28 protein-coding genes and 3 pseudogenes are annotated in these 22,103 nt (G+C 38.4%); 12 read left to right on the top strand and 19 right to left on the bottom strand.

The annotated features are described in order from the left end of the window. The first annotated feature begins 107 nt into the window (after positions 1-107). Positions 108-842, top strand: a complete 735-nt coding sequence (fabG, locus tag AM608_RS08135) for a 3-oxoacyl-ACP reductase FabG (protein WP_009410614.1) — start codon at positions 108-110, stop codon at positions 840-842. A gap of 164 nt (positions 843-1,006) precedes the next feature. Here fabG and AM608_RS08130 read toward each other — a convergent pair whose 3' ends face one another. From AM608_RS08130 to AM608_RS08110, 7 genes are all read right to left on the bottom strand, one after another. Then, the gene (locus AM608_RS08130) at positions 1,007-2,554 is read right to left on the bottom strand and encodes a DUF4301 family protein (RefSeq protein WP_053581384.1); all 1,548 of its coding nucleotides are present in this window, start codon (positions 2,552-2,554) and stop codon (positions 1,007-1,009) included. Positions 2,555-2,807: 253 nt separating this feature from the next. Then, positions 2,808-2,999, bottom strand: a complete 192-nt coding sequence (locus tag AM608_RS08125) for a hypothetical protein (RefSeq protein WP_053581383.1) — start codon at positions 2,997-2,999, stop codon at positions 2,808-2,810. Between the two features lie 145 nt (positions 3,000-3,144). Beyond that, positions 3,145-3,276, bottom strand: a complete 132-nt coding sequence (locus AM608_RS08120) for a hypothetical protein (protein WP_009419051.1) — start codon at positions 3,274-3,276, stop codon at positions 3,145-3,147. A 27-nt stretch (positions 3,277-3,303) separates the two neighbouring features. Further along, positions 3,304-3,426: a hypothetical protein gene (locus tag AM608_RS12720; protein WP_009421580.1), complete on the bottom strand. Its 123-nt coding sequence runs from the start codon at positions 3,424-3,426 to the stop codon at positions 3,304-3,306. A 72-nt stretch (positions 3,427-3,498) separates the two neighbouring features. Beyond that, the gene (locus tag AM608_RS12715) at positions 3,499-3,624 is read right to left on the bottom strand and encodes a hypothetical protein (RefSeq protein ID WP_255493547.1); all 126 of its coding nucleotides are present in this window, start codon (positions 3,622-3,624) and stop codon (positions 3,499-3,501) included. A 187-nt stretch (positions 3,625-3,811) separates the two neighbouring features. After that, positions 3,812-4,210 (bottom strand): transposase, encoded by a 399-nt coding sequence (locus AM608_RS08115; protein WP_053581015.1) that lies wholly within the window; start codon positions 4,208-4,210, stop codon positions 3,812-3,814. Continuing rightward, on the bottom strand, positions 4,197-4,844 hold the full coding sequence (locus AM608_RS08110; RefSeq protein ID WP_053581016.1) for a hypothetical protein: 648 nt from the start codon (positions 4,842-4,844) through the stop codon (positions 4,197-4,199). The genes AM608_RS08115 and AM608_RS08110 overlap by 14 nt, the downstream gene beginning before the upstream one ends. 391 nt (positions 4,845-5,235) lie before the next feature. Here AM608_RS08110 and AM608_RS08105 point away from each other — a divergent pair, with 391 nt between their 5' ends. The 11 genes and pseudogenes from AM608_RS08105 to AM608_RS08065 all read left to right on the top strand — a co-directional run bounded on the left by AM608_RS08105 (position 5,236) and on the right by AM608_RS08065 (position 12,183). Next, complete coding sequence (locus AM608_RS08105; RefSeq protein ID WP_009411523.1) at positions 5,236-6,225, top strand: DUF4837 family protein; 990 nt, start codon at positions 5,236-5,238, stop codon at positions 6,223-6,225. A gap of 133 nt (positions 6,226-6,358) precedes the next feature. Then, the gene (gene tatA, locus AM608_RS08100; protein ID WP_009421490.1) at positions 6,359-6,571 is read left to right on the top strand and encodes a twin-arginine translocase TatA/TatE family subunit; all 213 of its coding nucleotides are present in this window, start codon (positions 6,359-6,361) and stop codon (positions 6,569-6,571) included. Positions 6,572-6,638: 67 nt separating this feature from the next. Next, positions 6,639-6,958: pseudogene (locus AM608_RS12270) on the top strand (hypothetical protein); the annotation flags it as partial. A gap of 77 nt (positions 6,959-7,035) precedes the next feature. Next, on the top strand, positions 7,036-7,470 hold the full coding sequence (locus tag AM608_RS08095; RefSeq protein ID WP_053581382.1) for a DUF417 family protein: 435 nt from the start codon (positions 7,036-7,038) through the stop codon (positions 7,468-7,470). Further along, positions 7,467-7,589: pseudogene (locus AM608_RS12580) on the top strand (IS1595 family transposase); the annotation flags it as partial. The gene AM608_RS08095 and the pseudogene AM608_RS12580, both read left to right, overlap by 4 nt. A gap of 13 nt (positions 7,590-7,602) precedes the next feature. Next, positions 7,603-7,755, top strand: a pseudogene (locus tag AM608_RS08090) (heavy metal-binding domain-containing protein); the annotation flags it as partial. Between the two features lie 16 nt (positions 7,756-7,771). Next, the gene (mutY, locus tag AM608_RS08085; protein WP_053581380.1) at positions 7,772-8,791 is read left to right on the top strand and encodes an A/G-specific adenine glycosylase; all 1,020 of its coding nucleotides are present in this window, start codon (positions 7,772-7,774) and stop codon (positions 8,789-8,791) included. Positions 8,792-8,855: 64 nt separating this feature from the next. Then, the gene (locus AM608_RS08080; RefSeq protein ID WP_053581379.1) at positions 8,856-9,278 is read left to right on the top strand and encodes a single-stranded DNA-binding protein; all 423 of its coding nucleotides are present in this window, start codon (positions 8,856-8,858) and stop codon (positions 9,276-9,278) included. 56 nt (positions 9,279-9,334) lie between these two features. Beyond that, positions 9,335-10,630: a gliding motility-associated protein GldE gene (gene gldE / locus AM608_RS08075; protein ID WP_053581378.1), complete on the top strand. Its 1,296-nt coding sequence runs from the start codon at positions 9,335-9,337 to the stop codon at positions 10,628-10,630. Between the two features lie 6 nt (positions 10,631-10,636). Beyond that, positions 10,637-11,551 (top strand): glutaminase, encoded by a 915-nt coding sequence (locus AM608_RS08070; RefSeq protein WP_009418159.1) that lies wholly within the window; start codon positions 10,637-10,639, stop codon positions 11,549-11,551. Positions 11,552-11,562: 11 nt separating this feature from the next. Next, positions 11,563-12,183: a DUF502 domain-containing protein gene (locus AM608_RS08065; RefSeq protein WP_053581377.1), complete on the top strand. Its 621-nt coding sequence runs from the start codon at positions 11,563-11,565 to the stop codon at positions 12,181-12,183. A 50-nt stretch (positions 12,184-12,233) separates the two neighbouring features. On the opposite strand, the gene AM608_RS08060 is transcribed toward AM608_RS08065, so the two are convergent. The 12 genes from AM608_RS08060 to AM608_RS08000 form a co-directional block, all read right to left on the bottom strand. Beyond that, positions 12,234-13,178, bottom strand: a complete 945-nt coding sequence (locus AM608_RS08060; RefSeq protein WP_053581376.1) for a cation diffusion facilitator family transporter — start codon at positions 13,176-13,178, stop codon at positions 12,234-12,236. A gap of 191 nt (positions 13,179-13,369) precedes the next feature. Next, a complete protein-coding gene (locus AM608_RS08055; RefSeq protein ID WP_002674601.1) occupies positions 13,370-13,933 on the bottom strand; it encodes a hypothetical protein in 564 nt (187 codons plus the stop codon). A gap of 292 nt (positions 13,934-14,225) precedes the next feature. After that, entirely contained in the window at positions 14,226-15,971 is a 1,746-nt protein-coding gene (locus tag AM608_RS08050; RefSeq protein WP_053581375.1) for a thiamine pyrophosphate-dependent enzyme, read from the bottom strand. Between the two features lie 230 nt (positions 15,972-16,201). Then, entirely contained in the window at positions 16,202-18,367 is a 2,166-nt protein-coding gene (locus tag AM608_RS08045) for a peptidase domain-containing ABC transporter (protein WP_053581374.1), read from the bottom strand. Positions 18,368-18,392: 25 nt separating this feature from the next. Beyond that, on the bottom strand, positions 18,393-18,578 hold the full coding sequence (locus tag AM608_RS08040) for a hypothetical protein (RefSeq protein WP_053581373.1): 186 nt from the start codon (positions 18,576-18,578) through the stop codon (positions 18,393-18,395). A gap of 73 nt (positions 18,579-18,651) precedes the next feature. Next, on the bottom strand, positions 18,652-18,873 hold the full coding sequence (locus tag AM608_RS08035) for a hypothetical protein (RefSeq protein WP_053581372.1): 222 nt from the start codon (positions 18,871-18,873) through the stop codon (positions 18,652-18,654). A gap of 415 nt (positions 18,874-19,288) precedes the next feature. Beyond that, complete coding sequence (locus AM608_RS08025) at positions 19,289-19,744, bottom strand: hypothetical protein (protein WP_053581370.1); 456 nt, start codon at positions 19,742-19,744, stop codon at positions 19,289-19,291. Next, entirely contained in the window at positions 19,741-20,256 is a 516-nt protein-coding gene (locus AM608_RS08020) for a hypothetical protein (RefSeq protein WP_053581369.1), read from the bottom strand. Before AM608_RS08020 ends, AM608_RS08025 begins: the two co-directional genes overlap by 4 nt. A gap of 116 nt (positions 20,257-20,372) precedes the next feature. Further along, positions 20,373-20,582 (bottom strand): hypothetical protein, encoded by a 210-nt coding sequence (locus AM608_RS08015; RefSeq protein ID WP_009420184.1) that lies wholly within the window; start codon positions 20,580-20,582, stop codon positions 20,373-20,375. Positions 20,583-20,599: 17 nt separating this feature from the next. Then, positions 20,600-20,794: a hypothetical protein gene (locus AM608_RS08010; RefSeq protein ID WP_053581368.1), complete on the bottom strand. Its 195-nt coding sequence runs from the start codon at positions 20,792-20,794 to the stop codon at positions 20,600-20,602. 95 nt (positions 20,795-20,889) lie between these two features. Continuing rightward, complete coding sequence (locus AM608_RS08005; protein ID WP_053581367.1) at positions 20,890-21,414, bottom strand: redoxin domain-containing protein; 525 nt, start codon at positions 21,412-21,414, stop codon at positions 20,890-20,892. A gap of 1 nt (position 21,415) precedes the next feature. Continuing rightward, positions 21,416-22,048 (bottom strand): hypothetical protein, encoded by a 633-nt coding sequence (locus tag AM608_RS08000; protein ID WP_053581366.1) that lies wholly within the window; start codon positions 22,046-22,048, stop codon positions 21,416-21,418. Positions 22,049-22,103: the final 55 nt, after the last annotated feature.

The raw sequence follows: 22,103 nt of genomic DNA, 5'->3' as shown, positions 1-22,103 counted from the left end.
AACTTTGCCAAAGTGTAACGACAGCGTGATTGAAAAAATAGAACAATCTGACTTGTCGGACTAATGATAGAAAACAAAAAAAGAAGTAAAACTAAATAAAAAAACAAATGAGAAAGTATGCTATTATTACAGGTGGTTCGCGAGGTATAGGGCGCGCTATATGCGAAAAGCTCGCACAAGACACCGATTATCATTTACTCATTGCTTACCAAAGCAATGAGGTAGCTGCACTTGAAACCCTTAATCACATCAGGAAATTAGGACGTGAGGGAGAGATTATACGCTTTGACGTTTCTGACCACCAAAGCACTACCGAAGCCCTCACCAAATGGCAACACGACAATAAAGATGCCGTAGTAGAGGTGATTGTGAACAATGCGGGTATTAACCGCGATGGACTTTTTATGTGGATGCCCCAAGAGGATTGGAGCAAGGTGATTTCCACTACCCTCGATGGCTTCTACAATGTAACTAATTTCTTTATCCAAAAGATGTTACGCCATCGTTATGGACGTATTATCAATATCTCATCGGTATCGGGAGTGAAGGGAACCGCAGGGCAAACTAACTATTCGGCTGCCAAAGGTGCCATTATTGCGGCTACCAAAGCCTTAGCACAAGAAGTAGCCAAAAGACACATCACCGTGAATGCCATTGCTCCTGGTTTTATCCGCACTGATATGACCTCTTCGCTCAACGAAGAAGACCTCGTGAAACTTATACCGGTAGGTCGTTTTGGGGAAGCCGAAGAAGTAGCCGACCTCGTATCGTTTTTGGTATCTAAAAAAGCTTCGTATATCACCGGAGAAGTGATTAATATCAACGGGGGGGTGTATAGTTAGGTAAAAGGTAAAAGATAAAAGGTAAAAGGTAAAAGGTAAAGCCAGCGAGGCTCACAGCTGGGTATGTGAATAAAAGATAAAAGGGATTGCACAAAAAGCGTTGGCAAAGGTCGTAGCACGACCTTTGCCAACGCTTTCTTATAATATCAATTGTTAATAAAGAATTATCCTTGGTGAGTTTTCTTCAATAAATCGTTTACTACTTTTACGGGGTTGAAGGTGATGATAGGTACTTCTACGAATAGGGTAATCCAGTGAGCCATTGAGCCGTTCCACAAACCAGGGAGTTCGAGAGCTTTTAGCGGTCTGCCCATAAAGGTTTTGGAAGTTATAAAGGCTTGGTTAGGATCTACGTACTGTTGTAAATCGAATTTCTCGCCTTTATAGTTCTTCGTGCCACAAACCAAATCTACGGGGTTAAAGTGAGTAGATTGCTGGAAAATTTCCTTTTGCTTGGCATCTGCCATATTCACCTGTGCAGATTCGATGATTTGTAAACTATAGTTTTCTCCATCTTTCACCCAGAAAGGACCTCCACCGGGTTCTCCTTCGTTCTTCACCATTCCGCATACGCGTATAGGGCGATTCAGTTGCTCTTTGATAAACTCCATAGCATATTGACGGCGGAATTTATAGAGATAATCGGGAACAGAGATATTAATTTCTTTGAGGAAATCGAGGATATGCTTAATCTCTTTCTTTTTAATCTTATCATTATCTATACGATGTAGGATTTTAAACACTTCGTCTTGTACTTCACATAGTTTTCCGGCGAGCGCTTCTTTGTAAAACACGGTCTCATCGGTATACTTTTTCACTACCACATTATCAATATTCTTGATGAAGATGATGTCGGCATCGATATCGTTGAGGTTGCTGAGTAGCGCTCCGTGACCCGCAGGGCGGAAGACTAAATTACCTTCTTCGTCGCGGAAAAACTCATTATCTTCGGTTACCGAAATTGTATCAGTACTTGGTTTTTGGTAAGAGAAAGTTACATCGAAAGTAATGTTATAGCGTTCTTCGAGTATAGGTTTGATATGGTTAAGTTCCTTATAAAAAGCTTCGGTATGCTGCTCGGTGATGGTGAAGTGTAGGTGTGCTACTTCCTCATCGGAGGCATAAAGTACTGCTTCGCGGAAGTGCTCTTCAAAAGGAGTGGCGATTTTCTCGGAATGCTTATGGAAAGGTAATAATCCCTTAGGCATATTGCCATAGCCCAACCCTTCTTCATTGAGAAGCGTATTGACGATGATGTGTTTTTGGATATCTTCGTTTAGTGAGGAAAAGTCGGGGTGATTTTTATCAATAGCAGCTTTTAAGATAGGATAAAAGGCAAAGCGTTCGAGACCTTCGAAGAAGGTTTTAACTTCCTTGTTACCTGTTCGATTGACATAAGCTATAAATGACTCACGATCGGGTTCGAAATCGTCTCGGAAAGCGAAAAGAGCTTTAAACATACGGGTAGCCGCACCAGAGGCAGGTACGAATTTGAGGATAGTGTTACCGCGCTTTCGTTTTTGATAAATAGCAGCGTACTTGGCGGCTTCTTCTTTGCTGAGCGGAATAATACCATCGTCTATCACAGCGGCTTTATACAGTTGTATAGGAGGAATTCCTTGTTTGAATTGCGCTATTTGGGCTTCGAGTATTTCTTCGGAGATCCCTTTTTTAATGAGCAATTGGCGGTCTTTTTCTGTTAATTCATTCATAATATAATAGTTTCGTTTAACATTCTAAAACTTACGATTGTTTTAGAGGACAAAGATATAAACAAAAAAGATAAAAGCAAATAAAAAGCAAAAAAAGTTTTTGGAAGATAAAAGGTAAAATTTATGACAGCTGAGTATGTGGCAAATTAGAAAATTAGAAAATGAGGAAATGAGGAAATGAGAGAATGGGGCGTGAGCTTGTAGCTCACGCTAATAAAGGGACTCGGGGGTGTGAGCTATATGAGTATTCTTATTATTTAGTTTTTGAAATCACAGATTCTTCTGTAGTTATATCGGCTTTTGCGCGGTCTCTTCCTATTTGAAAGCCTATGGTAAGGAGTATTGCTATCGCCCAAATAATAGAAAGTAACAAGCGTCTTTCTTTATTTTTCTCGCGATAAGCACTGGCTAAAAAGATACATAAAAATACAATAACTAACCACATAATATAAAGGTTTAATGAGAGATATAATACAAAAATTCGCCTGTAGCTTTCCCTAATCTATAAATAAAAAACATAGACAAGATAACAGCTACAAGGGTTAGTCTTTTGTTACTAAGAATAAGGCGACGGACTGAGGTAAGAAAATTCATAAGTCTTTCTGGATATTCCCTACAAACTCTCCTAAGGCATAAAAAACGCCATATAAGAACCACCATAGTAGAATGGCTAAGAATATCATTTTGGGTATGGATACTGTTTCTGATTCTTTTGTTTTCATATTACAAACGAGTATTAATGTTAATAACTATTGTCCGAACAATCCTTCAAGAAACCCTTGTTTGGCGGAAGTCCAGTTGTTGTACAGATAGGCGATTGCCATTAGTATTAGGAAAGCGCCTATAATTCGGTTTGGTTTTGATTTTTTCATATGCTTATTATTAAAAATACGAATTAAGGAAAATGTTGGCAGGGTCATCACATACAGGCATTATAAAAGTCATCAGCGTTGTTTACCTTTTTCATACCCCTCATAAAAAGAGTTTAATAGACTGTCGATGTCTTGTGCTAAGAGAGCAACCAAAAGAGCTATAACTATTACAATTAAGATTTTTGTACGTGTTTTCATAACGTATGTGATTAAATTCGGTACAAAGGTAGTGAATTATTATTTATAAAACAAAAATAATGATACCAATAATACTAAAAATACCAATAATGCCAGAAATACTGATAATGCCAGAAATGCCAGAAATGCCAAAAATACTGATAATTAACTTTGCCAAAGTTTCAAACTAAGGTTGTAAGGAACATTTTTAACTATCTGAATAAGAATACATTTTTGAAGGATCTCCTCCGCAATGGATTACAATTTCTTTAATTATTTCATCTTGTAAACCATAACAAAATCGCCTTTTAGGGATTTTATAGCCTTTCAATCCTTCTTCTTTTATGTATGTCAATAGTAATATTGATGCTATTAATATCACATACATCATTACTTGTATGCCATTGAGATTTCTTGAAAAGAAATGTTTAAAGTTAAGCTTTTGCTTTATAAAACGAAAATACTGCTCTATCTTCCAACGATTTCTATAAATTCCGGCTATTTGCTCATCACTAAAATCATCGGTTAAGTTACTTAAAAACAGTATCTTCTCTTCTTTAATTTCTCCTCTCTTCTCATCCTTCTTTAGCAGTCTACCCTCTATCAAATCTGTCTTTCATTCCTCTGTCGAACACTGCTATATCTTCCTTATTAGCAGTATGTTCCTTGAGAATATCACCAAGTGCTAAATCTTCACTTATCATTTCTTGCTGGTGATGAATTTTACACTTGAATGGTAAGTTTGAAAATCCTATGGTGAATTTTAAGCTTAGCTTTCCTTGCTCATCTTTTTTATTCTTCTGTCCATTTTGCATTCCTAAATGGAGTAGTTTGGATGAGATACTCACTATTGTAGAATCATAACTACTTATTTTAGAAGTAATTCCTTCTTCTAAAAAAGGTGCATACTTCTTTACGCAATAAGCAAAAAGTCTTTCAAAGAAAACTACATTTATTTTAGCAATCCTTTCTGCAATGCTACTGTGTGATATGACTTTAGTAAGTGATATCTTAGCAATCATTTTAAAGAAATTCGTGATATAAAAGTTTTCAAAGGTTCTTAGACTAGCTCTATCATCTGTCAAAGTACCGAAAATTAGTAACTTAAATATTTCTATTCCTTTAAGTTTTTTGCTATATTTATCGACTCCTGTTTCTTTTACAAGAAATTCTAACTCTTTATCTTCTATCTTAGAAAAGATATTTGAAATTCTTTTTCTATTCTTTATTATAGTGGTCATAACTTTTTTTTTGCAAAGATAATACTTACACAGTATTCCTACAAAAAAACATAGTTAAAAATCAGTACTTTATAAATCTTCCTTACAGTTTTGGTTTCAAATCTTTGGCAAAGTTGATTGTTTAGTATTTTTGGTATTTTCCACCCGCCCGTCGTGCTACGACCTTTGGCAAAAGTTGGTTGTTTGGTATTTTTGGCATTTACCTCATTTTTCCCATTCTCTCATTCTCTCATTTTCTAATTTGCTAATTTTCTAATTCTTTCATCTGCTAATTAATCTGCCCGTGCGGCTCGCACCTTCTTCCTAATCTAACAATATTTTTTACCAAAAAAGTGATTTTGGAACGATTTTAGCTGTATCTTTTCTTATAAAGAAATAATCAGTTATTTTTATGAAACGCTTTCTATTTGCAAGTATCGCCTGCTCCTTGCTCCTATTGGGTTGTAACAATAGCAACAATAAAAACGGAGAAACTTACCTCCCCTCTTCAGTAGGGCAAATCAACACCCTCGCCGTGGTCATCGATAACGACCTCTGGGAAGGCGCCGTAGGCGATACCATTCGCCGTTACTTCGCCGCCCCTATCGATGGGCTACCTACCGAAGAACCTATCTTTTCGTTACATCAAGTGCCCCCACAAGTATTTGAAGGCAACACCCGTAACAGTCGCAATGTGCTCATTGTGCATCGCGGTAATAAAAATGAAGCAACGATTAGCGACGATGTATACGCCAAACCACAAGTAGTATGCGAAGTACAAGGCAAACAAGTGCGCGATATAGCCTGTAAAGTCGAAGAATTTCACGACCAGTTTATCCTTGCGTTCAAGAACAACGACCTGAAAGAAACACGTCATCGTTTTAACAATGCCCTTAGCAAAGACAAACAAGTAGAACAAACCTTAGGCTTCAAATTCGTGATGCCCGCCGTGTACCAGGTGAGAAAATACGGCGACAATTTCTTCTGGATAGAACGCCCTATCAAAGGCGGGAGAGCAAGTATTATCCTTTACGAAATGCCTTTGGGAAGTATCCCTGCCGATGAAGAAGGGCGCGCTAAAACCATCGTAAAGATGCGCGACTCCATAGGCAAAAAATATATTCCAGGCCCCAAAGAAGGTATGTATATGGTTACCGAAACCTATTTAGCTCCCAGCATTAGCGAAATGAAAATTAAAGGACGTAAAACCATTGAAAGCAAAGGCTTGTGGGAAGTAAAAGATTTCGCCCTTGGAGGCCCTTATATCAATTATATTATTGAAGACAAAGCCCATAACCGCCTGGTAGTAGCCGAAGGTTTTTTATATGCCCCAGGCGTTGCCAAACGCGATATGCTCTTCGAACTCGAAGCTATTATCAAGTCAATAGAATTTAGTCGTTAGAAAAAGATTGCCAATTCAAAAAAGTTTTGTAATTTTGCACTATATATTATTTCTTTGTTCAGAATCGTCCGTTAAGTTTGACAATTCCGACATACCTAATTCACTAATAACTAACAACTAAAATCTAATAACTATGCTAAGTATATTTTTAGGGGTAGTAGGTCCCTGGCAAGTAGTCATCATTGTAGCCCTTATATTATTGCTCTTTGGAGGCAAGAAAATTCCCGAATTAATGCGCGGTCTGGGCACAGGTATTCGCGAGTTCAAAGATGCTACCAAAGAGAATAACGATACCGACAAGAAAAAAGAAAATACCGAGAAATCAGAAATTGAGATGTCAAAATAATTTCATATATTTACACTCTGAAAATTAATGCATTATGAGATTATTTAATGAACAAAACCTCTTATAGTTTACTAAACGCTTTAAAACTGACTTAGATTGCGAAGAATATTTAGTTTCTTCAAAATGGGAAGATGGATATTGCTGTCGCAAATATGGTCAGAAAAGATTTTTATGGATTTGACACAGAAAGTCCTACTGCAGGAACACTATTTTATGCAAAAAGTTTGTGAAGCTATGAAATCCAGTGAATTGCACAAATTGAATGATAGCGTTTAGGTTGATGAATTTACCATAGGAGGAAAAAGAGGAAGGAAAACAGCACAAGTTACTACTGACCAAAGGAAAGGTTATAAACCTATAAAAGACTTTAATATAACTCAAATTCCTTAGTATGTAACTAATAGGCACCTCAGTATTTTTTTACTTAAAAAATCGCAACTTTGCAATATAATAAATCGCAAGAAATGAAAAATAGTAGTATCTCCCTATGTTACAAAATAGGGTATTACATCAGTCTTTTTGGAGTGGCAACTATTCTACTTTGGATAGGCGCATTCAAGTTTACATATGCTGAGGCAGAGGGAATTAAATCCTTGGTAGAACAAAGTTTCCTGCTATCATGGCTTTATAAAATTCTAAGTTTGCAGGAAGTTTCCAATCTCATAGGCGTAATAGAGATAGCTATAGCAGTAGCACTGATAATAGGGATATTCTCTCCCATAGTGCGTAAATTAGCCTTTGTAGGTTGTACAATTACTTTTCTTATTACTTTGAGTTTTCTTTTTACTTCTGCTAAAACCTATTACTATATAGAAGGAGTTCCCGTTACTGATTTCTTTATTTTAAAAGATATTCCTATGTTAGGTTTTGGAATGATAAGTATGAACAAGCCTAAGTAGCTTTTTTAAAATGGAAAGAAGAATATTGCTGTAGCAAATGTAGTCATAAAAAATATTAAGTCAGAAAAGATTTTTATGGATTTGATACAGAAAGTCCTACTGCAGGAACACTATTTTATGCAAAAAGTCCGCGAAGCTAAAGATTCTGCCCTTGCTGAACTCCAACAACGTGCTGCCCAAAAAGGTGCTAATGCGATCGTTGGCATCGACCTCGATTATGAAACCGTAGGCGCTAACGGCGGTATGCTAATGGTTACTGTTAGCGGCACTGCCGTAGTTATCTAATTAGCAAATTGACAAATTGACAAATTGGCTCATCAACAAACTAACTTCTTGGTATAAAGTTGCGCAAAGATCTTTGCCTTGGCGTGGCACCGCTAATCCCTATAAGGTGTGGCTCTCCGAAGTAATTTTACAGCAAACGCGCGTAGTGCAAGGTCTGCCTTACTACCAGCGTTTTATCAGTCAGTACCCTACCATCACCGATTTAGCCAATGCCCCCGAAGAAGAAGTGCTCAAACTATGGCAGGGCTTAGGCTATTACTCGCGCGCTAAGAATCTACACCACACAGCGCAATATATCGCTACTGAATTAGGAGGTGTCTTCCCCAAAACCTATAAAGAACTTGTAAAACTCAAAGGTATAGGCGATTATACCGCAAGTGCCATAGCTTCCTTTTGTTATAACGAACCTTGTGCCGTAGTCGATGGTAATGTATACCGTGTGCTCTCTCGTCTTTTTGGTATTGCAACACCTATTAACAGTCCACAAGGTGCCAAAGAGTTCAAAGCATTAGCTTACGAATGTTTAGATAAGCACAACCCCGGCACTTATAACCAAGCCCTGATGGAGTTCGGTGCCTTGCAGTGCACTCCCCAGAGTCCCGATTGTGCAAATTGTGTATTACGTGACCACTGTTGGGCTTTTCATCATCAGCAAGTAGACGTCCTACCCGTAAAAATCAAGAAAATCACTATTAAAAAACGCTATTTCAACTATCTCGTATGGCTCAATCCTTACGGACAAACCCTTTTGCAAAAGCGCAAAGGCAAAGATATCTGGCACGGGCTCTATGAGTTTCCACTACTCGAAACTCACGCTCCTGCTACTACCGAAGAAATAGCCTCTATCTTACCCTCTGCTACCGTGAGCTTGTATAACGAAATGCCTGTAATCCACAAACTCACCCACCAGCATATTTATACTTCTTTTTGGATAGTTACCACCACCGAACTCCTTGATAATAGCATACTTATTGCCGATATACACAGCTATCCCGTATCAGCTCTCACTGCAAATTTCATTACCAAATTTTGGTAGTTTTAAAATTTTGTCGTACTTTTGGAGAATATTTAGATTATCAACTTTATATTTATATATATCAATGAACGGAACTTTAAATAAAGTTATTCTCATAGGTCGTATGGGAGATGTTGTAAAGCTTACCTATTTCAGCGAAGGTAACTGCATTGGTCAGTTCCCCTTAGCCACTGATGATGAGTATACCAATCGCGCTACCAACGAGCGCATTAGCAGTACCGAATGGCATACTGTTATCGTACGCAACAAGCTGGCAGAACTCGTAGAGAAATACACTCACAAAGGCGACCTTATCTATGTCGAAGGGCGCATCAAAACACGTAAATGGCAAACGGAAGACGGCGTGATGCGCCAAACAACTGAAATCCACGCTTCCGATGTAACTTTTCTACCAAATCCTAAACGTGATGGGCAACCTAAACCAGCTCCTAAAACAGCTGAATCTAAGGCTCCTGAACCGCCCGTAAGCACGGAGCCTCCTTTCTAAATGTGTAACGAAATAATAATATTTTGGAAACAGAACCTTTGTCGGTACTCTCATTAATGCCTTTCTTAAGCATTGACGTGGGTATCGTTATTCAATTTGCAGTGTTTATACTATTATTATTCTGCTCTGCTCTTATCTCAGGAGCTGAGGTAGCTCTCTTTTCGCTTACTCCTGCTGAGATTGAAACACTCAAAGAAGAAAAAACGCCTACGGGCAATATTATAGCCAAGCTCGCAGAGAATCCTAAAAAGCTATTGGCAACGGTACTTATTGCCAATAACTTGGCAAACATCACTATCGTACTCCTCTTTGCCGATTTAGGCGACTTTCTCTTCGGAGGAATTAAAACTCCTTGGGTACGGGCAGTACTCGATGTAGGTCTGGTTACCTTCGTGCTTCTGCTCTGCGGTGAAATTCTGCCTAAAATCTACGCCAATCGCAACAATATTTTGTTTTCACGGCGCATAGCTTACTTCATCTATTCTCTCGACACCTTCTTTACGCCCATCAGTATGCCGATGAAAAACTTTACCGTATGGATACAAAAAAAATTGGGCAAGCAGAAAAGCAATATTTCAGTAGGACAACTCTCGCAAGCTTTAGAACTTGCCTCCGAAGAAGATACCACCAACGAGGAAAAGAAGATATTAGAGGGTATTGTCTCTTTTGGCAATACCGAAACCCGCGAAGTAATGGTACCCCGTGTAGATATCTTTGCTCTCAGCGAAGAGCTCTCATATCAGGAGTTGCTAAACGAAATCGTGGCGATAGGCTATTCACGCATTCCCGTATACCACGAGAATTTAGACCATATCACAGGGGTAATTTACATCAAAGACCTCTTGCCACATTTAGACAAAACTGATTTCGACTGGAATAGTGTGAAACGCAATGCTTTCTTCGTTCCCGAAAACAAGAAATTAGACGATTTGTTGAGCGAGTTTCAAGAGAAGAAGATACACCTCGCTGTTGTAGTAGATGAGTACGGTGGTACTTGTGGAGTGATTACCTTAGAGGATATCATAGAAGAAATTGTGGGAAATATCAACGATGAGTTTGACGATGAAGATGTAACACACTTCAAGATCAATGATAATGTCTTTGTTTTTGAAGGAAAAACGGTATTGAAGGACTTCTATCGCATTCTTGAATTTACTGATGAAGAAGAGGCTCTATTTGACGAAAATCGCGGTGATGCCGAAACGCTTGCAGGCTTTCTCTTAGAGATTTCGGGCAACTTCCCTCAGAAAGGAACACCTATCCTCTTTGGTAACTATAAATTCATTGTAGAGGCTTTTGACAAGAAACGCATCAAGCAAATCAAAATCATTAGAACGAACAATCCACAATAAATACATATGAAATATTCTAAAATAATTGACACTATATACCAATCTGTTTTATCTGCTGATAATTTAGGTAAAGTTCCTACTTATATCCCAGAATTGGCACAAGTGAACCCCGATAAGTTTGGGGTATATTTTTATAGCCTCAATAAACAATCGTATGGGATTGGTGATTGCGATGAAAAGTTTTCAGCACAGAGTATTTCTAAGGTATTAGCCCTTTCATTGGCGTATAGTATTATAGGCGACCAACTATGGCGACGTGTAGATGTAGAACCTTCGGGCACTTCATTCAACTCATTAATACAGTTAGAAGCCGATAACGGTATTCCACGTAACCCTCTTATCAATTCAGGGGCTATTGTAGTTTGTGATATTCTCCTCTCTATCTTGGAAGATGCTGAAGCCGATTTCTTAACTTTTGTAAGAGAATTAGCTAATGATGATAGTATAAATTACTCTATATTAGTAGCCGAGTCGGAGAAATCAGTGGGATATCGCAATTTTGCCTTATGTTATTATATCAAATCATTAGGGAACATAGAGAATGACCCTATTGAGGTACTCAATTTCTACTTTAAACTTTGTTCATTAGAGCTTACTTGCAAATCGATGGCATATATCTTCTCGTTTCTTGCCAACGATGGTATCCGTATGCACGATAGAGTTCAAATCCTTACTGAAACTTGTACTAAACGGGTAAACGCTTTGATGCAAACGTGTGGTTTCTATGATGAGTCGGGGGAGTTTGCTTTTAAGGTGGGACTACCAGGTAAAAGCGGTGTAGGAGGTGGCATTGTAGCTCTTTTGCCTAATCAATATAGCATTGCGGTATGGAGTCCAAAACTTAATAACAAAGGGAATTCGTATAGAGGAATGAAGTTCTTAGAAGAGTTTACCGCACAAACACATACTTCTATTTTTTAGTAATAAAATATATGTCAAAGAATTATTTCAGTACCTTTATCAAATACTTTTTTCAGGGGATACTTATCATAGGTCCGCTGAGTGCTACTATCTGGATTATCTGGTCGATATTCAAGAGTGTAGATAACCTTGTGCCTGATATCTCAAAGGCTTACCCAGGGTTAGTTTTTGCTTTGGTTTTACTTGGTACTGCTATTATTGGTTTTATTGGTAGTCGACTGATTTTAGGAAAACTGTTCGTGGGACTATTAGATTATTTAGTAGCTCATATTCCCGGTGTAAAGGTTATTTATTCTTCTATTAAAGATATTTTAGCTTCTTTTGTAGGTGACAAACGCAAGCTTACTAATCCGGTATGGGTAAAAGTGAATGAAACGCCCGAAATATGGCGCATTGGGTTCCTTACCCAACCTTCTATGGATTTTGCTGAACTCAGCGAAATGGTAAGTGTTTATCTTCCGCATTCGTATGCTATTTCTGGTTGGGTGATTGTTACTTCCAAAGATAACATAAAGCCTGCTGAAGGTTTCTCTTCCCAAAAAGCGATGGAGTTTGCCCTTAGTGGCGGAATCCTTTCTAATACTAGTAATGCCAATAATACCAGTAATGCCAATAATATTGGTAATAAATAGTGATTTTATATAGTAGTTTATTGTTTGTTTAGGCTATTAACATTGTGGTATTAAATACATTTTTCTTCTTCGCAGTGGCAATTATCGGTGTCTATTTCAAAAGTGCTGTGGGTAATCCCTTCGTGTGAGAGTTTGTGCTTTAACTCCGCTTTAATATTCATAAATTCTTTAAGCGTAATGCACTCTTTTAGTACAATATGAGCCGTGAGAGCGTTCTGTGAGCTACTGAGCGCCCAAATATGCAAGTGATGTACACTCTCTATCATTGGGTGCTCTTCTATAAGGTGCTGTATATGCTCCTTATCGATGTCGTGAGGCACTCCATCTAAGATGAGTTTTACACTTTCTTTGAGCAATCCCCAAGTGGAGAACAGAATCACAATACCTACCATAAAACTACTGATAGGGTCGGCTAAGTTCCAACCGGTAAAATATACAATTGCCCCTGAGATAATTACCCCTACCGATACTAAAGCATCGAGCATTAGGTGCAGAAAAGCCCCTTTGACGTTGATATCTGTCTTCTGTCCTTTGTAGAATAGGAATGCTGAAACTGCATTGATTATCACTCCTATAAAAGCTGTAAGCATAATTGCTGAACCTACCATTTCGGGCGGATTAGCAAGACGCTCGAAGGCTTCGATAAAGATTTTTATCACAATGTACATCAGTAATACCGCATTGATGAGCGATGCGAGAATAGATGCTTTTTTGTAGCCATAGGTATAGAGCTGAGTAGCGGTGCGATGGGTGAGTTTCATACCGATAAGTGAAATCACTAAACTGGCAACATCGCTTAAATTATGACTTGCATCGGAGATAAGTGCTAAGGAATCGACGCGAAAGCCTACTACAAACTCAATAATTGTGTAGAGCAAATTCAACCCAATGCCTATGTAGAAGGCACGATTGAGAGTACTGAGGTCAGTTACGGTGTGATGATGGTGGTCGTGACCGTGGTGATGATGGTCGTGTTGGTGGTGTGAATGTTCCATAATAATATTTTTCTATTAAAAATAAAAGGTAAAAGGTAAAATCAGTAATGACTCACAGCTGGGTGGTGTGTGAGTAAAAGGTAACACGCGATGCAAAGGTACGAATTATTTTGTAATAAGGGTGATTTTAAGGTAAAAGATAAAAGGTAAAGCCAGCAGAACTGGCTTTACCTTTCTTGTTGTTACTCACTTTAAAGGATAAATTCCTTTGTGGTAACATTGGCAGGACGGTCGGTGGCTGTTACTATTACCTTATCGCCGGTAAGAGAAGCGTTTACCACAGTGGTGGTATACACCCACTTACCTTCTTGGAAGGTAGCATTCCCCTCTTCTACAAGTGTAGCATCGTGGTCGGTGATTTTCACTTTCACGCCTGTTACTTTAAAAGTGTCGGATACTTGTACGACAATCTTTTCTCCGGTAACGGAACCTGTATAGTTTGAGGTATCTACCGCGTCAATCACAGGAGCTTTAAGATAATCGGCAATTGCCATATTATAGGGGGTGGTACCTGGACGCTTTTTAGCTTCCTCGGCATAGCTTTGCTTAAGTGCACTATTTTGCAAAGCGCTTTTAGCATAGAAAGCTGCTCGAGCAAACCTTTGCTGATGCAGCTGTTGTGCTTGGCTTGCTTTCTGAGAGCGAACGGGGGCTTTCCCTACGATGGTTTGTCCTGCGCGTTGGCGGAATACGATTTGGCGAGCTAACATACCGCTCAATCCTTCGGTTACTACATTATTTTTGCTTTTTGCCATAATGATTGATTTTTTAGATAAGAGGTCAAAGAACTAAAAGAAGGAAGGCGTCGACTTTATATTTACCTTTTGTCTTTCGGCTGCTCCCCTTATCAAGTTTTTACGGTGCAAAATTCTGGCGATAATTTTTTATGGGCAAATTCTTATTCAAGGGTTGTAGGATTTTAGGACAAGGATTGTGCGTTTGAGATACAAGGCTGAGAATTGAAGAAATGAGAGTAACACAGTAAATACAAGAAAAAAAGTCGCTAAGCGAGATGCTTAGCGACTTTTTTATTATCAAAATTAAAATCTAAAAAACGTCCTTGATGTGTTTCATACTGTTGGCAATACTGCCTTTGGCTTCTGCAAAGTCGCCTTGACCTATTTTCTTGATGATGTTGGTCGCAAAACCTTTCATCTGTTCAAAAGTGATATGAGGAGGCATCGCTAAGGTATCGCGATTGGTGTAGATATTCACCAAAGTAGGTCCGTCGTGCTCGAAAGCTGCTTTTACGGTGGCTTCGAGGTCTTCGGTTTTGCGCACTTCATAGCCTTTGATGTTCATCAGGTCGGCGAGTTTGTCGAAAGGTGGGTTTACCATATTGGTTTGCCAATCGAGGTAGCCCGATACTTCCATTTCGAGTTTTACCATTGCGAGCGAACGGTTGTTGAACACAAATATTTTCACAGGGTATTGATATTGCATCAGGGTAGCCAAGTCGCCCAAGAGCATTGATAGCCCGCCATCGCCACACATTGCTACCACTTGTCTGCCTTTGGACGAAGCTGCTGCCCCAATTGCCATTGGGAGGGCGTTTGCCATAGAACCGTGGTTGAACGAACCAGTGAGGTAACGTTTGCCCGTACCTTTGATAAAGCGCGCTGCCCATACTACATTCATACCTGTATCGACGGTGAAAATAGCATCGTTGGCGGCGTATTTATCCAAAAGTTTAGCCGCATATTCGGGGTCTATTTGGTTCTCTTCGGTTTTCTTTTTAGTGTAATCGTCCAATGATTTTTCGAGATCCAAATACTCTTTGTGAATGTCTTTGAGGAAACTATCGTCGGTGCGAGGGGTGAGTTTAGGCAATAAGGCGGTAATGGTATCTTTCACATCGCCTGCAAAACCGTAATCTACTTTGGCACGACGCCCAATGATATCGGGGCGTTCATCTATTTGGATAATAGTGCTTTTCTTAGGTAAGAACTCCGCATAAGGGAAATCGGTGCCGAGCATTACGAGCACATCGGCTTTGGCGCAAGCATCATAACCTGAACGATGCCCGAGCAAGCCGTTCATTCCCGCTATATAAGGGCTATCGGTGCGGTCGAAGAATATTTTGCCACGGAAAGAAGCCACGATAGGTGCTTTAAGGGTTTCGGCAAGCTGTTCTACTTCTTTCACCGCATACTGACAACCGTGACCGCAGTAAAGGGCTATTTTCCTGTTTTTAGCATCGTTTAGTACGGCTGATAATTTGTCGAGTTCACTATCGGAAGGGCGCACTACGGGTTTTGCTAAGAAGGTTTGTGTAGCGGAAGGCACTTCTTCGAGGTCGGCACCTGCCACATCGCCAGGGAGTCCCAACACCGCCACGCCTTTCTCGTTGATAGCCGTTTGTATGGCGCGTTGCATCATTGTGGTGAACTGTTTTGGGGTATTGGCTACATATACGTATTTACTGCAATCTTGAAACAGCAAGAAGGGGTTGGTTTCTTGGAACCAGTGGGTACCAAATTTATGGGTGGCGCAGGTGCTGGCAATGGCAATCACAGGGTTGCCTGAGCGGTTGGCATCGTAGAGTCCGTTGATAAGGTGCACGTGTCCAGGACCTGAACTTCCCATACAACAGCCTATGCCGTTTAGTTCGGCGTCCATAGAGGCTGCATAAGCTGCTGATTCCTCGTGGCGGACGTGTATCCACTCAAGGCGACCATCGCGACGGATGGCGTCGTTTACAGGGTTGAGGCTATCGCCGGTAATGGCATAGACTCTTTTTACGCCTGCTTGTACTAACATTTCGACCAATTGGTCGGATACATTTTTACTCATATGTTTTATTATTAATGGTTTTTTGTATGCAAAAATAATACCAATTAATACTATTTTGAGTCGCACGGACGAGAGAAATGAGAGAATGAGGAAATGAGAGAATTAGAAAATGAGGAAATGGGAAAATGAGGTGCGAGTTACGAGCTTGCACCAGAGGAAGTTAACTTTGCCAAAGGTTGTAGTGCGACAGGCGGGTGAAAAATAGTGTTATATATTATATTGAACTGATATTAATGGGTAGGCTTACTCCTTAGAAAGAAATCGCTGTAGAAGTTTTGGGTTTGCATAAGCAGGTTGTGAGTGCCTGAATGTCTTACGGTGCCGTTTTCTAAAATACAAATACGGTCGGCGAAGTGTTGTAAGGAATGCAAACGATGAGAAATAAAGAGTGTAAGACTATCGCATTTAATTTGATTGAGTATCCTATGCACAAAAGCTTCGGTATGCCTATCCATTGCTGAGGTAGCTTCGTCTAAAATGAGCAATTGAGGTTTCTTAAACAGCGCCCGCGCAAAGGCAATAAGTTGTTTTTGTCCGCCTGAGATATTTACACCTTTCTCTCCTAGCTGAGTAGTTAAGCCTTGTGGAAACTGATTGAAGTAAGTGTCAAAACCATATTCACTAAGAAAAGCCAAGAGGTCTTCTGCTTTACAAGGAGTTCCTAATAAAATATTATCCAATACATTTCCGTTGAAAATAGCTACTTCTTGAGGAATATAGGCTACTTTACTGCGATAGCTCTTTGTAGCAATAGTGTTTAAAGGGTATTGCTGATTGATGTAAATAACACCTTCATCGGGAGGGTAAAACTGTAATAACAGATTGGCAAGCGTACTCTTACCACAACCATTTTCACCTACAACAGCCACTATTTCGCCTTTGTTTATTTGTAAAGAAAGATGGTGCAAGATAGGTTTTCTACCTATAAAGCGAAACGATACGTTTTCTAAGGTTATCCTATTGATAGTGTGGATATTTTCACCTTCTTCTTGCTCAGGAGGTATGGCTGTGAAATTGTACATACGAGCAAAAGCCACTTTAGCTTCGTTGATAGGAATGCTTATTAGGGCTAAATTGAGAACAGAGGGCAATAAAGAACCTACCATTGAGAGGATAGCCATCAGTTGGCCTAATAGTAATGTTCCGTTTAGCACTTGTATGGCATTGTAAACGAGTATGCTCACTAAGAAAATGACGCTTATCGCTCCTGAAAGCCAAGAGAGTTTGATATTTACTTTACCTAACTGAAAAGCTTTCTCTTGCGAAGATAGAAAAATAGTCTTGTTTACTTTTGAAAAGACCCCTTGTTTATTACCTATCTTTATATCGGTAATGCCTTGAAAGGTATTGATATAATGACTTTCGACCAAAGCGTAACTCTGCATTACTTCGCGTTGTAAGGCAACGATTTTAGCATTGTTTTTATGAATGACGAAAAAGTAAATGGGAATGGAAAGCAAAGTGAATACGCCCACTTGCCAAGAGTAGTAAAACAAGAATGTAGAGGTGATAAACACTACCAAAATATCAATGAACGTAGCACTCACGAGCATTTTTATCACCCGTTGAATGCGCTGAGTGTCGTTTAGGCGGGCTACTAATTCGCCTATTTTGCGTGTATCGAAAAAGAATTTGGGCAAGTGGAGAAGTTTGCTAAAAAACTGCTCATTGATACGCGTATTGAAGTCTTTGGCTTGCAAGAGTAAGAAATATTCTCTCACTACTGAAATACCAATGCGTGCCAATAACAAGAAAGTGAGCAATAGCACGCCTTGAATGAGTTTACTAACGTCTTTTGAGGGGAGGATATTATCGATGAGTTTTTGAGAGAAGATAGCCATAGCTAAACCTAAAACAGCTATAACCGTGCCTAACAGTCCGCTGATGAGTAGCAGGCGTACGTCTTTTTGAATGAGGTTTAAAAACCATTTAAACTGTGCTTTTTGCTGTGTTGTTTTCTTTTTAAACTGCGGAGTAGGGGTGAGTGTTAGACAAGTTTTAGAACGCCAAAGGCTGTTTAATTCTTTTGGAGATAGTTTTATAATACCTTTGGCGGGGTCTCCAATGATAAATACACCCTTTTCAAAGCCATAGCACACTACATAATGCTCTAAGTTGCCCATAGTTAAATGCAGTATAAGCGGAGCGTTATAGGCTTTGAGAACTTCTATATCAGTCTCGTTGCCTTCTGCCTGAAAGCCTATGGAATTGGCAGCTTGGTAGAGCCCTAATAGGGTAGTGCCTTGCACGGTAGTACCACTAAGGGAGCGGAGTTCTTCTAAGGTGTGCGCGCCACTGTAATATTGGACAAGAGACAACAAGCAAGCCACTCCGCAATCGCTTTGGTCGTGCTGGAGTACAAAAGTTTTATGAATAAGTTTTAGGGAGAGAGGCATATAACAGAAAGGCTGTTAAAGTTAGTTAGTTTTTAGTTTTTTTCCTTTTGGTCTCAAAATATACTACTAAAAAAGTAATAACGAATAGAATGCCCGATACTATTTGAGCAATTCCCCCTTCATTATGGAAATATTCCACTACAGCATAGATAGTATTACCCAAAGCGAGGAGTATCATTGCTATAATAACAATAGGGTTTCTAGGATTCATAACTAAGTATTTTTAACTCCCTCATTTAAGAAACCCTAAATGGGGTTGTTAAGGTTAAATTTTATAAAGCAAGCTAACGCTCTTGTTGTTCTTTTTCTTCTTCTTTTCGTATTTTGTAAATGTCTATACCGACAGATATACCAGTGGATACACATACAAAAACATTGATCATCATAGCCCAAAATATTTTGGGTTCAGGATTCATCACTACAACGTAAGCAATGCTAGCCCCTGCAGTAAGAAAGGCAACTATAAATATAACACTTCTTAAATCCTTTCTTAAATAAGGTTTCATATAGTATCAATTAATTTCTATTACAAAATACCTATCTGTTTTAACAAAACTATAATACGATATAGGAATAATGTACAAAAGTAAAACTAAGCTAAAAAATAACATAGGTATCTTTCCAAAGAAAAGCAAGAAACACACTATTAAAGTAAAACCTCCTGCTAATAAATAATATTTATCAGAAAGACGACTTTTGATGTTTATAACGGTATTTTCTGACAAATGAGAAACTGTTTTGTGATTCTTTTTGAAAAGGAGAGGCTTTATTACTTCTATACAGTAGCTTTCAGCTTCTTTGAGGGGTATTACTACCTTTTTTGCTGGAGAAAGTTTTACCTTTTCACCATTTATAGCCACTGTGATATTGCATAACGGGAATATACTTCTTTTGAGAACCATAGAAAAAAGTTTCTTTACTTTAAAACCAAATAAGTTTGGCGAGAATGATAAGAAATAGTATAAAATAGCAAATAGTAATATAATATTCCTTTTTATAGTGTTTAGCTATGTACTGCCTCAAAGCCTCTAAAACAAGAAGCACTACAAGAACGGTTACTATATGTGCTAAAAGCACTTCGTACCACTGATAGCCTATGATATTTTTGCAAAGGTATACACTGCTTAATATAAAATACCCTATAAAGAAAGGATTTTTAAGCAACTGACCTACATTGGCTAGCACCTTCCCTTCTTTATACTTTTCGGAATATATGAAAGGGATAACCAAATGTAAGGAGATGAACACTACTGAGTCCATTAAAAAGGCTTCGGTGAAATGTTCTTTCTCAAAAGCAAATACAATGACTATTACGTAGAGGGCTAATAATACAGCGTATAAAGCTATAAATATTTTAGATAAATCTTCCTTTTTCATACAGATTGTTCTTTTCTCTTTTCTTCATACAAGAAGCCTGCTCCTGCTACACTTAAAGCTAAGATAAAGGATATATTTTTAAAAAAAGTATCGCTAAAAAAAGCTATATAGTTTTGGAGAAGTATCCCCATAATACATATATAAATATAGTAATACCTCTTGAATTTTAAAAGATATAAACTTAGTTTGACAATAACTGTTGCCAAGATAAGCAAAGCTACAACTAATACTACTGTTTCAAGGATAGAAAAAGTATTTTCTATTTTATAAAAGAGCCCCATTAGTAAAGGCAACAACAATACTACCCAATTGGGGATATATAAACTTTGCTCTTTGAAAGTAATGTATTTATTTTCTTTAAAGTTATCTAAAGGAATAAAAATAGATAAAGAAAATATATTTAATACAATGTTGTACAAAACAATATTCCCTTCTGTCTTATCTACAAGATAGAATAATACAATAGTAATAGCTACTACAAAAAGCCTAAATAAATTGCCAAAAATGCGCATAATAAGCTGTAATGGTTTTTTGGCTTATGCCTCAAAAGCAAAAGGTTTTAACAACCCTCATTTAAGAAACCCTAAATGAGGGTTGTTAAGGTTAAAAATTTTTACATTGAAGCAAGCTAACGCTTTCGCTCTTCTTTTCGTTGCTTTGATATGCCAATTCCTACTGATATAGTTGTACATAAACAAGCAAACGCGTTAATTGACAAACCCCAAAAGGTTTTATTATCCGTATCTGCTATTAGAAGGTAAGCAATGCTTGCTCCCATAGTTCCTAAAGCAACCACAAATATAACACTTCTTACATCTCTTTTTAAAAAAGTTTCCATAAGAACAAATATTTTTTCTAGGTGAAACAAGAGTATCCCCAAGAAGCAGGAGCAACGGCAAAACCAACAGCTGCAGCGTATAAGCCGATTCCTCCTGTTGCTACGGCAAGACCTGCAAAAGCAGCAGCTAATCCAACAGAAGCAAAGGCACATTCAAGCCCTCCTCCGCCTCCTTGGATTTCTTCCATTTGTTTTAATTCAAGTTTTTTCATCGTTTAAAAAATTTATATTAATAAATAATTACTATCATCTAAAAAGAAGTATCCACAAACGCTAGCTTTTTTGCTCCTCTCCTTAACAGATGATTTTATTTTTCGCCTAAGAGCTGTAATAGTTTTTCGGCTCTTAGTTGTCCTTTATGCCTGAGTAGTAATTTGCCTTGCGCATCGTAAGCCAATATATAGGGTATACTATTGGCTTCGAATTGTTTAGCAAAAGTATAAGTGCTATCTTGCAAGCATATTACCTTATCTTTATCCAGTAAGTTTTGCTTTATGGCAAAGGCTTTAATGGCTTCTTTGCTCTCGTTTGAGATGAGTAGTAATGTGGTTGCTTTAAAATGTTCTAACTGCTCGCTAATGTCTTTGGTTTCATAGAAACAATAGCCACATTCGGTATTGAAATAGATAAAAACTGCTTTGTTATTTTTAGGAAGGTTCGCTTTCGTAAAAGCACTCCCTTCTAAGGTTTGAAAGCTAAACTCGGGCAAAGTGCTGAGTTTTTGCTGTACTTGCTCTTTGTATTGTAGCTTTTGTACGATTTGAAAGCCCATAAAACTTAGAAATAGTAGTACGACTGCTATAATGAGTTTCTTTATGACTGATTTCTTCATATTACGAAATATTTAAGGTAAAGAACATCACACATACAACCCATAAGAGTAAGCCTACCCCATAACCACTTGCCATAATGTTAATCCCTTTGCCGGTGGTGCTACCGATGGCTTTATTCAGTTGTACCGCCATAAAAAACCAATAGGCTATTTCGAATAAATTCAGCACTTGCAAAGGATAGATAAACCAAACAGCAATGCCTTTATACCCTGTGATATTCAGTGCTGAAAGCGGATAGAAATACTGCACGTCCTCCAAAGTAAAATTGGGCTGAAAGAACGCAAACCAACACAACTTAACAATAGGGACGACTAAAAAGATACATTCGCCTAATAGCGCCATACGAAAGAGCTGTTTATAAGGTAGTTTCTCATTGTAAAACAGACAACCTATGTCTATCAGCAGGGCGGTAACGCTTATTTTTATCAGTAGTAGTATAGGAACGAACACATAGCCTACCCATTGCCATTTATCTTTAAATGAGAGTACTTCTTTAATCTGTTCGGCAGTGAGTTGTTCGGATAAGGAATGTGCCATTACGCCGTTTAGGTTTAGCACTACCGATGAGATATAAGAAAGCACTATATAAGTAGCTGATAAAGCAATAAAAATAGAACTGTTATTCCATTTCATAATAACGCATTGGTTTTAAATCACATTACAAAGGTATAGTATCTTTTTTGAATTT

It is taken from the genome of Capnocytophaga sp. oral taxon 323, from assembly GCF_001278825.1.
GTDB lineage: Bacteria > Bacteroidota > Bacteroidia > Flavobacteriales > Flavobacteriaceae > Capnocytophaga > Capnocytophaga ochracea.
This window is presented reverse-complemented; position numbering and strand designations above follow the sequence as displayed.

Excerpts from the sequence above, each read along its gene's own strand:
- AM608_RS08105 (WP_009411523.1), top strand. The coding sequence starts at position 5,236 with ATGAAACGCTTTCTATTTGCAAGTATCGCCTGCTCCTTGCTCCTATTG.
- AM608_RS08050 (WP_053581375.1), bottom strand. The coding sequence starts at position 15,971 with ATGAGTAAAAATGTATCCGACCAATTGGTCGAAATGTTAGTACAAGCA.
- AM608_RS08120 (WP_009419051.1), bottom strand. The coding sequence starts at position 3,276 with ATGAAAACAAAAGAATCAGAAACAGTATCCATACCCAAAATGATATTC.
- gldE (WP_053581378.1), top strand. The coding sequence starts at position 9,335 with ATGCCTTTCTTAAGCATTGACGTGGGTATCGTTATTCAATTTGCAGTG.
- AM608_RS08015 (WP_009420184.1), bottom strand. The coding sequence starts at position 20,582 with ATGGAAACTTTTTTAAAAAGAGATGTAAGAAGTGTTATATTTGTGGTT.
- fabG (WP_009410614.1), top strand. The coding sequence starts at position 108 with ATGAGAAAGTATGCTATTATTACAGGTGGTTCGCGAGGTATAGGGCGC.
- AM608_RS08110 (WP_053581016.1), bottom strand. The coding sequence starts at position 4,844 with ATGACCACTATAATAAAGAATAGAAAAAGAATTTCAAATATCTTTTCT.
- AM608_RS08020 (WP_053581369.1), bottom strand. The coding sequence starts at position 20,256 with ATGCGCATTTTTGGCAATTTATTTAGGCTTTTTGTAGTAGCTATTACT.
- AM608_RS08035 (WP_053581372.1), bottom strand. The coding sequence starts at position 18,873 with ATGAAACCTTATTTAAGAAAGGATTTAAGAAGTGTTATATTTATAGTT.
- AM608_RS08125 (WP_053581383.1), bottom strand. The coding sequence starts at position 2,999 with ATGTGGTTAGTTATTGTATTTTTATGTATCTTTTTAGCCAGTGCTTAT.
- AM608_RS12715 (WP_255493547.1), bottom strand. The coding sequence starts at position 3,624 with ATGAAAACACGTACAAAAATCTTAATTGTAATAGTTATAGCTCTTTTG.
- AM608_RS08060 (WP_053581376.1), bottom strand. The coding sequence starts at position 13,178 with ATGGAACATTCACACCACCAACACGACCATCATCACCACGGTCACGAC.
- AM608_RS08025 (WP_053581370.1), bottom strand. The coding sequence starts at position 19,744 with ATGAAAAAGGAAGATTTATCTAAAATATTTATAGCTTTATACGCTGTA.
- AM608_RS08055 (WP_002674601.1), bottom strand. The coding sequence starts at position 13,933 with ATGGCAAAAAGCAAAAATAATGTAGTAACCGAAGGATTGAGCGGTATG.
- tatA (WP_009421490.1), top strand. The coding sequence starts at position 6,359 with ATGCTAAGTATATTTTTAGGGGTAGTAGGTCCCTGGCAAGTAGTCATC.
- AM608_RS08045 (WP_053581374.1), bottom strand. The coding sequence starts at position 18,367 with ATGCCTCTCTCCCTAAAACTTATTCATAAAACTTTTGTACTCCAGCAC.
- AM608_RS08095 (WP_053581382.1), top strand. The coding sequence starts at position 7,036 with ATGAAAAATAGTAGTATCTCCCTATGTTACAAAATAGGGTATTACATC.
- AM608_RS08000 (WP_053581366.1), bottom strand. The coding sequence starts at position 22,048 with ATGAAATGGAATAACAGTTCTATTTTTATTGCTTTATCAGCTACTTAT.
- AM608_RS08080 (WP_053581379.1), top strand. The coding sequence starts at position 8,856 with ATGAACGGAACTTTAAATAAAGTTATTCTCATAGGTCGTATGGGAGAT.
- AM608_RS12720 (WP_009421580.1), bottom strand. The coding sequence starts at position 3,426 with ATGAAAAAATCAAAACCAAACCGAATTATAGGCGCTTTCCTAATACTA.
- AM608_RS08005 (WP_053581367.1), bottom strand. The coding sequence starts at position 21,414 with ATGAAGAAATCAGTCATAAAGAAACTCATTATAGCAGTCGTACTACTA.
- AM608_RS08010 (WP_053581368.1), bottom strand. The coding sequence starts at position 20,794 with ATGAAAAAACTTGAATTAAAACAAATGGAAGAAATCCAAGGAGGCGGA.
- AM608_RS08040 (WP_053581373.1), bottom strand. The coding sequence starts at position 18,578 with ATGAATCCTAGAAACCCTATTGTTATTATAGCAATGATACTCCTCGCT.
- AM608_RS08130 (WP_053581384.1), bottom strand. The coding sequence starts at position 2,554 with ATGAATGAATTAACAGAAAAAGACCGCCAATTGCTCATTAAAAAAGGG.
- AM608_RS08065 (WP_053581377.1), top strand. The coding sequence starts at position 11,563 with ATGTCAAAGAATTATTTCAGTACCTTTATCAAATACTTTTTTCAGGGG.
- AM608_RS08070 (WP_009418159.1), top strand. The coding sequence starts at position 10,637 with ATGAAATATTCTAAAATAATTGACACTATATACCAATCTGTTTTATCT.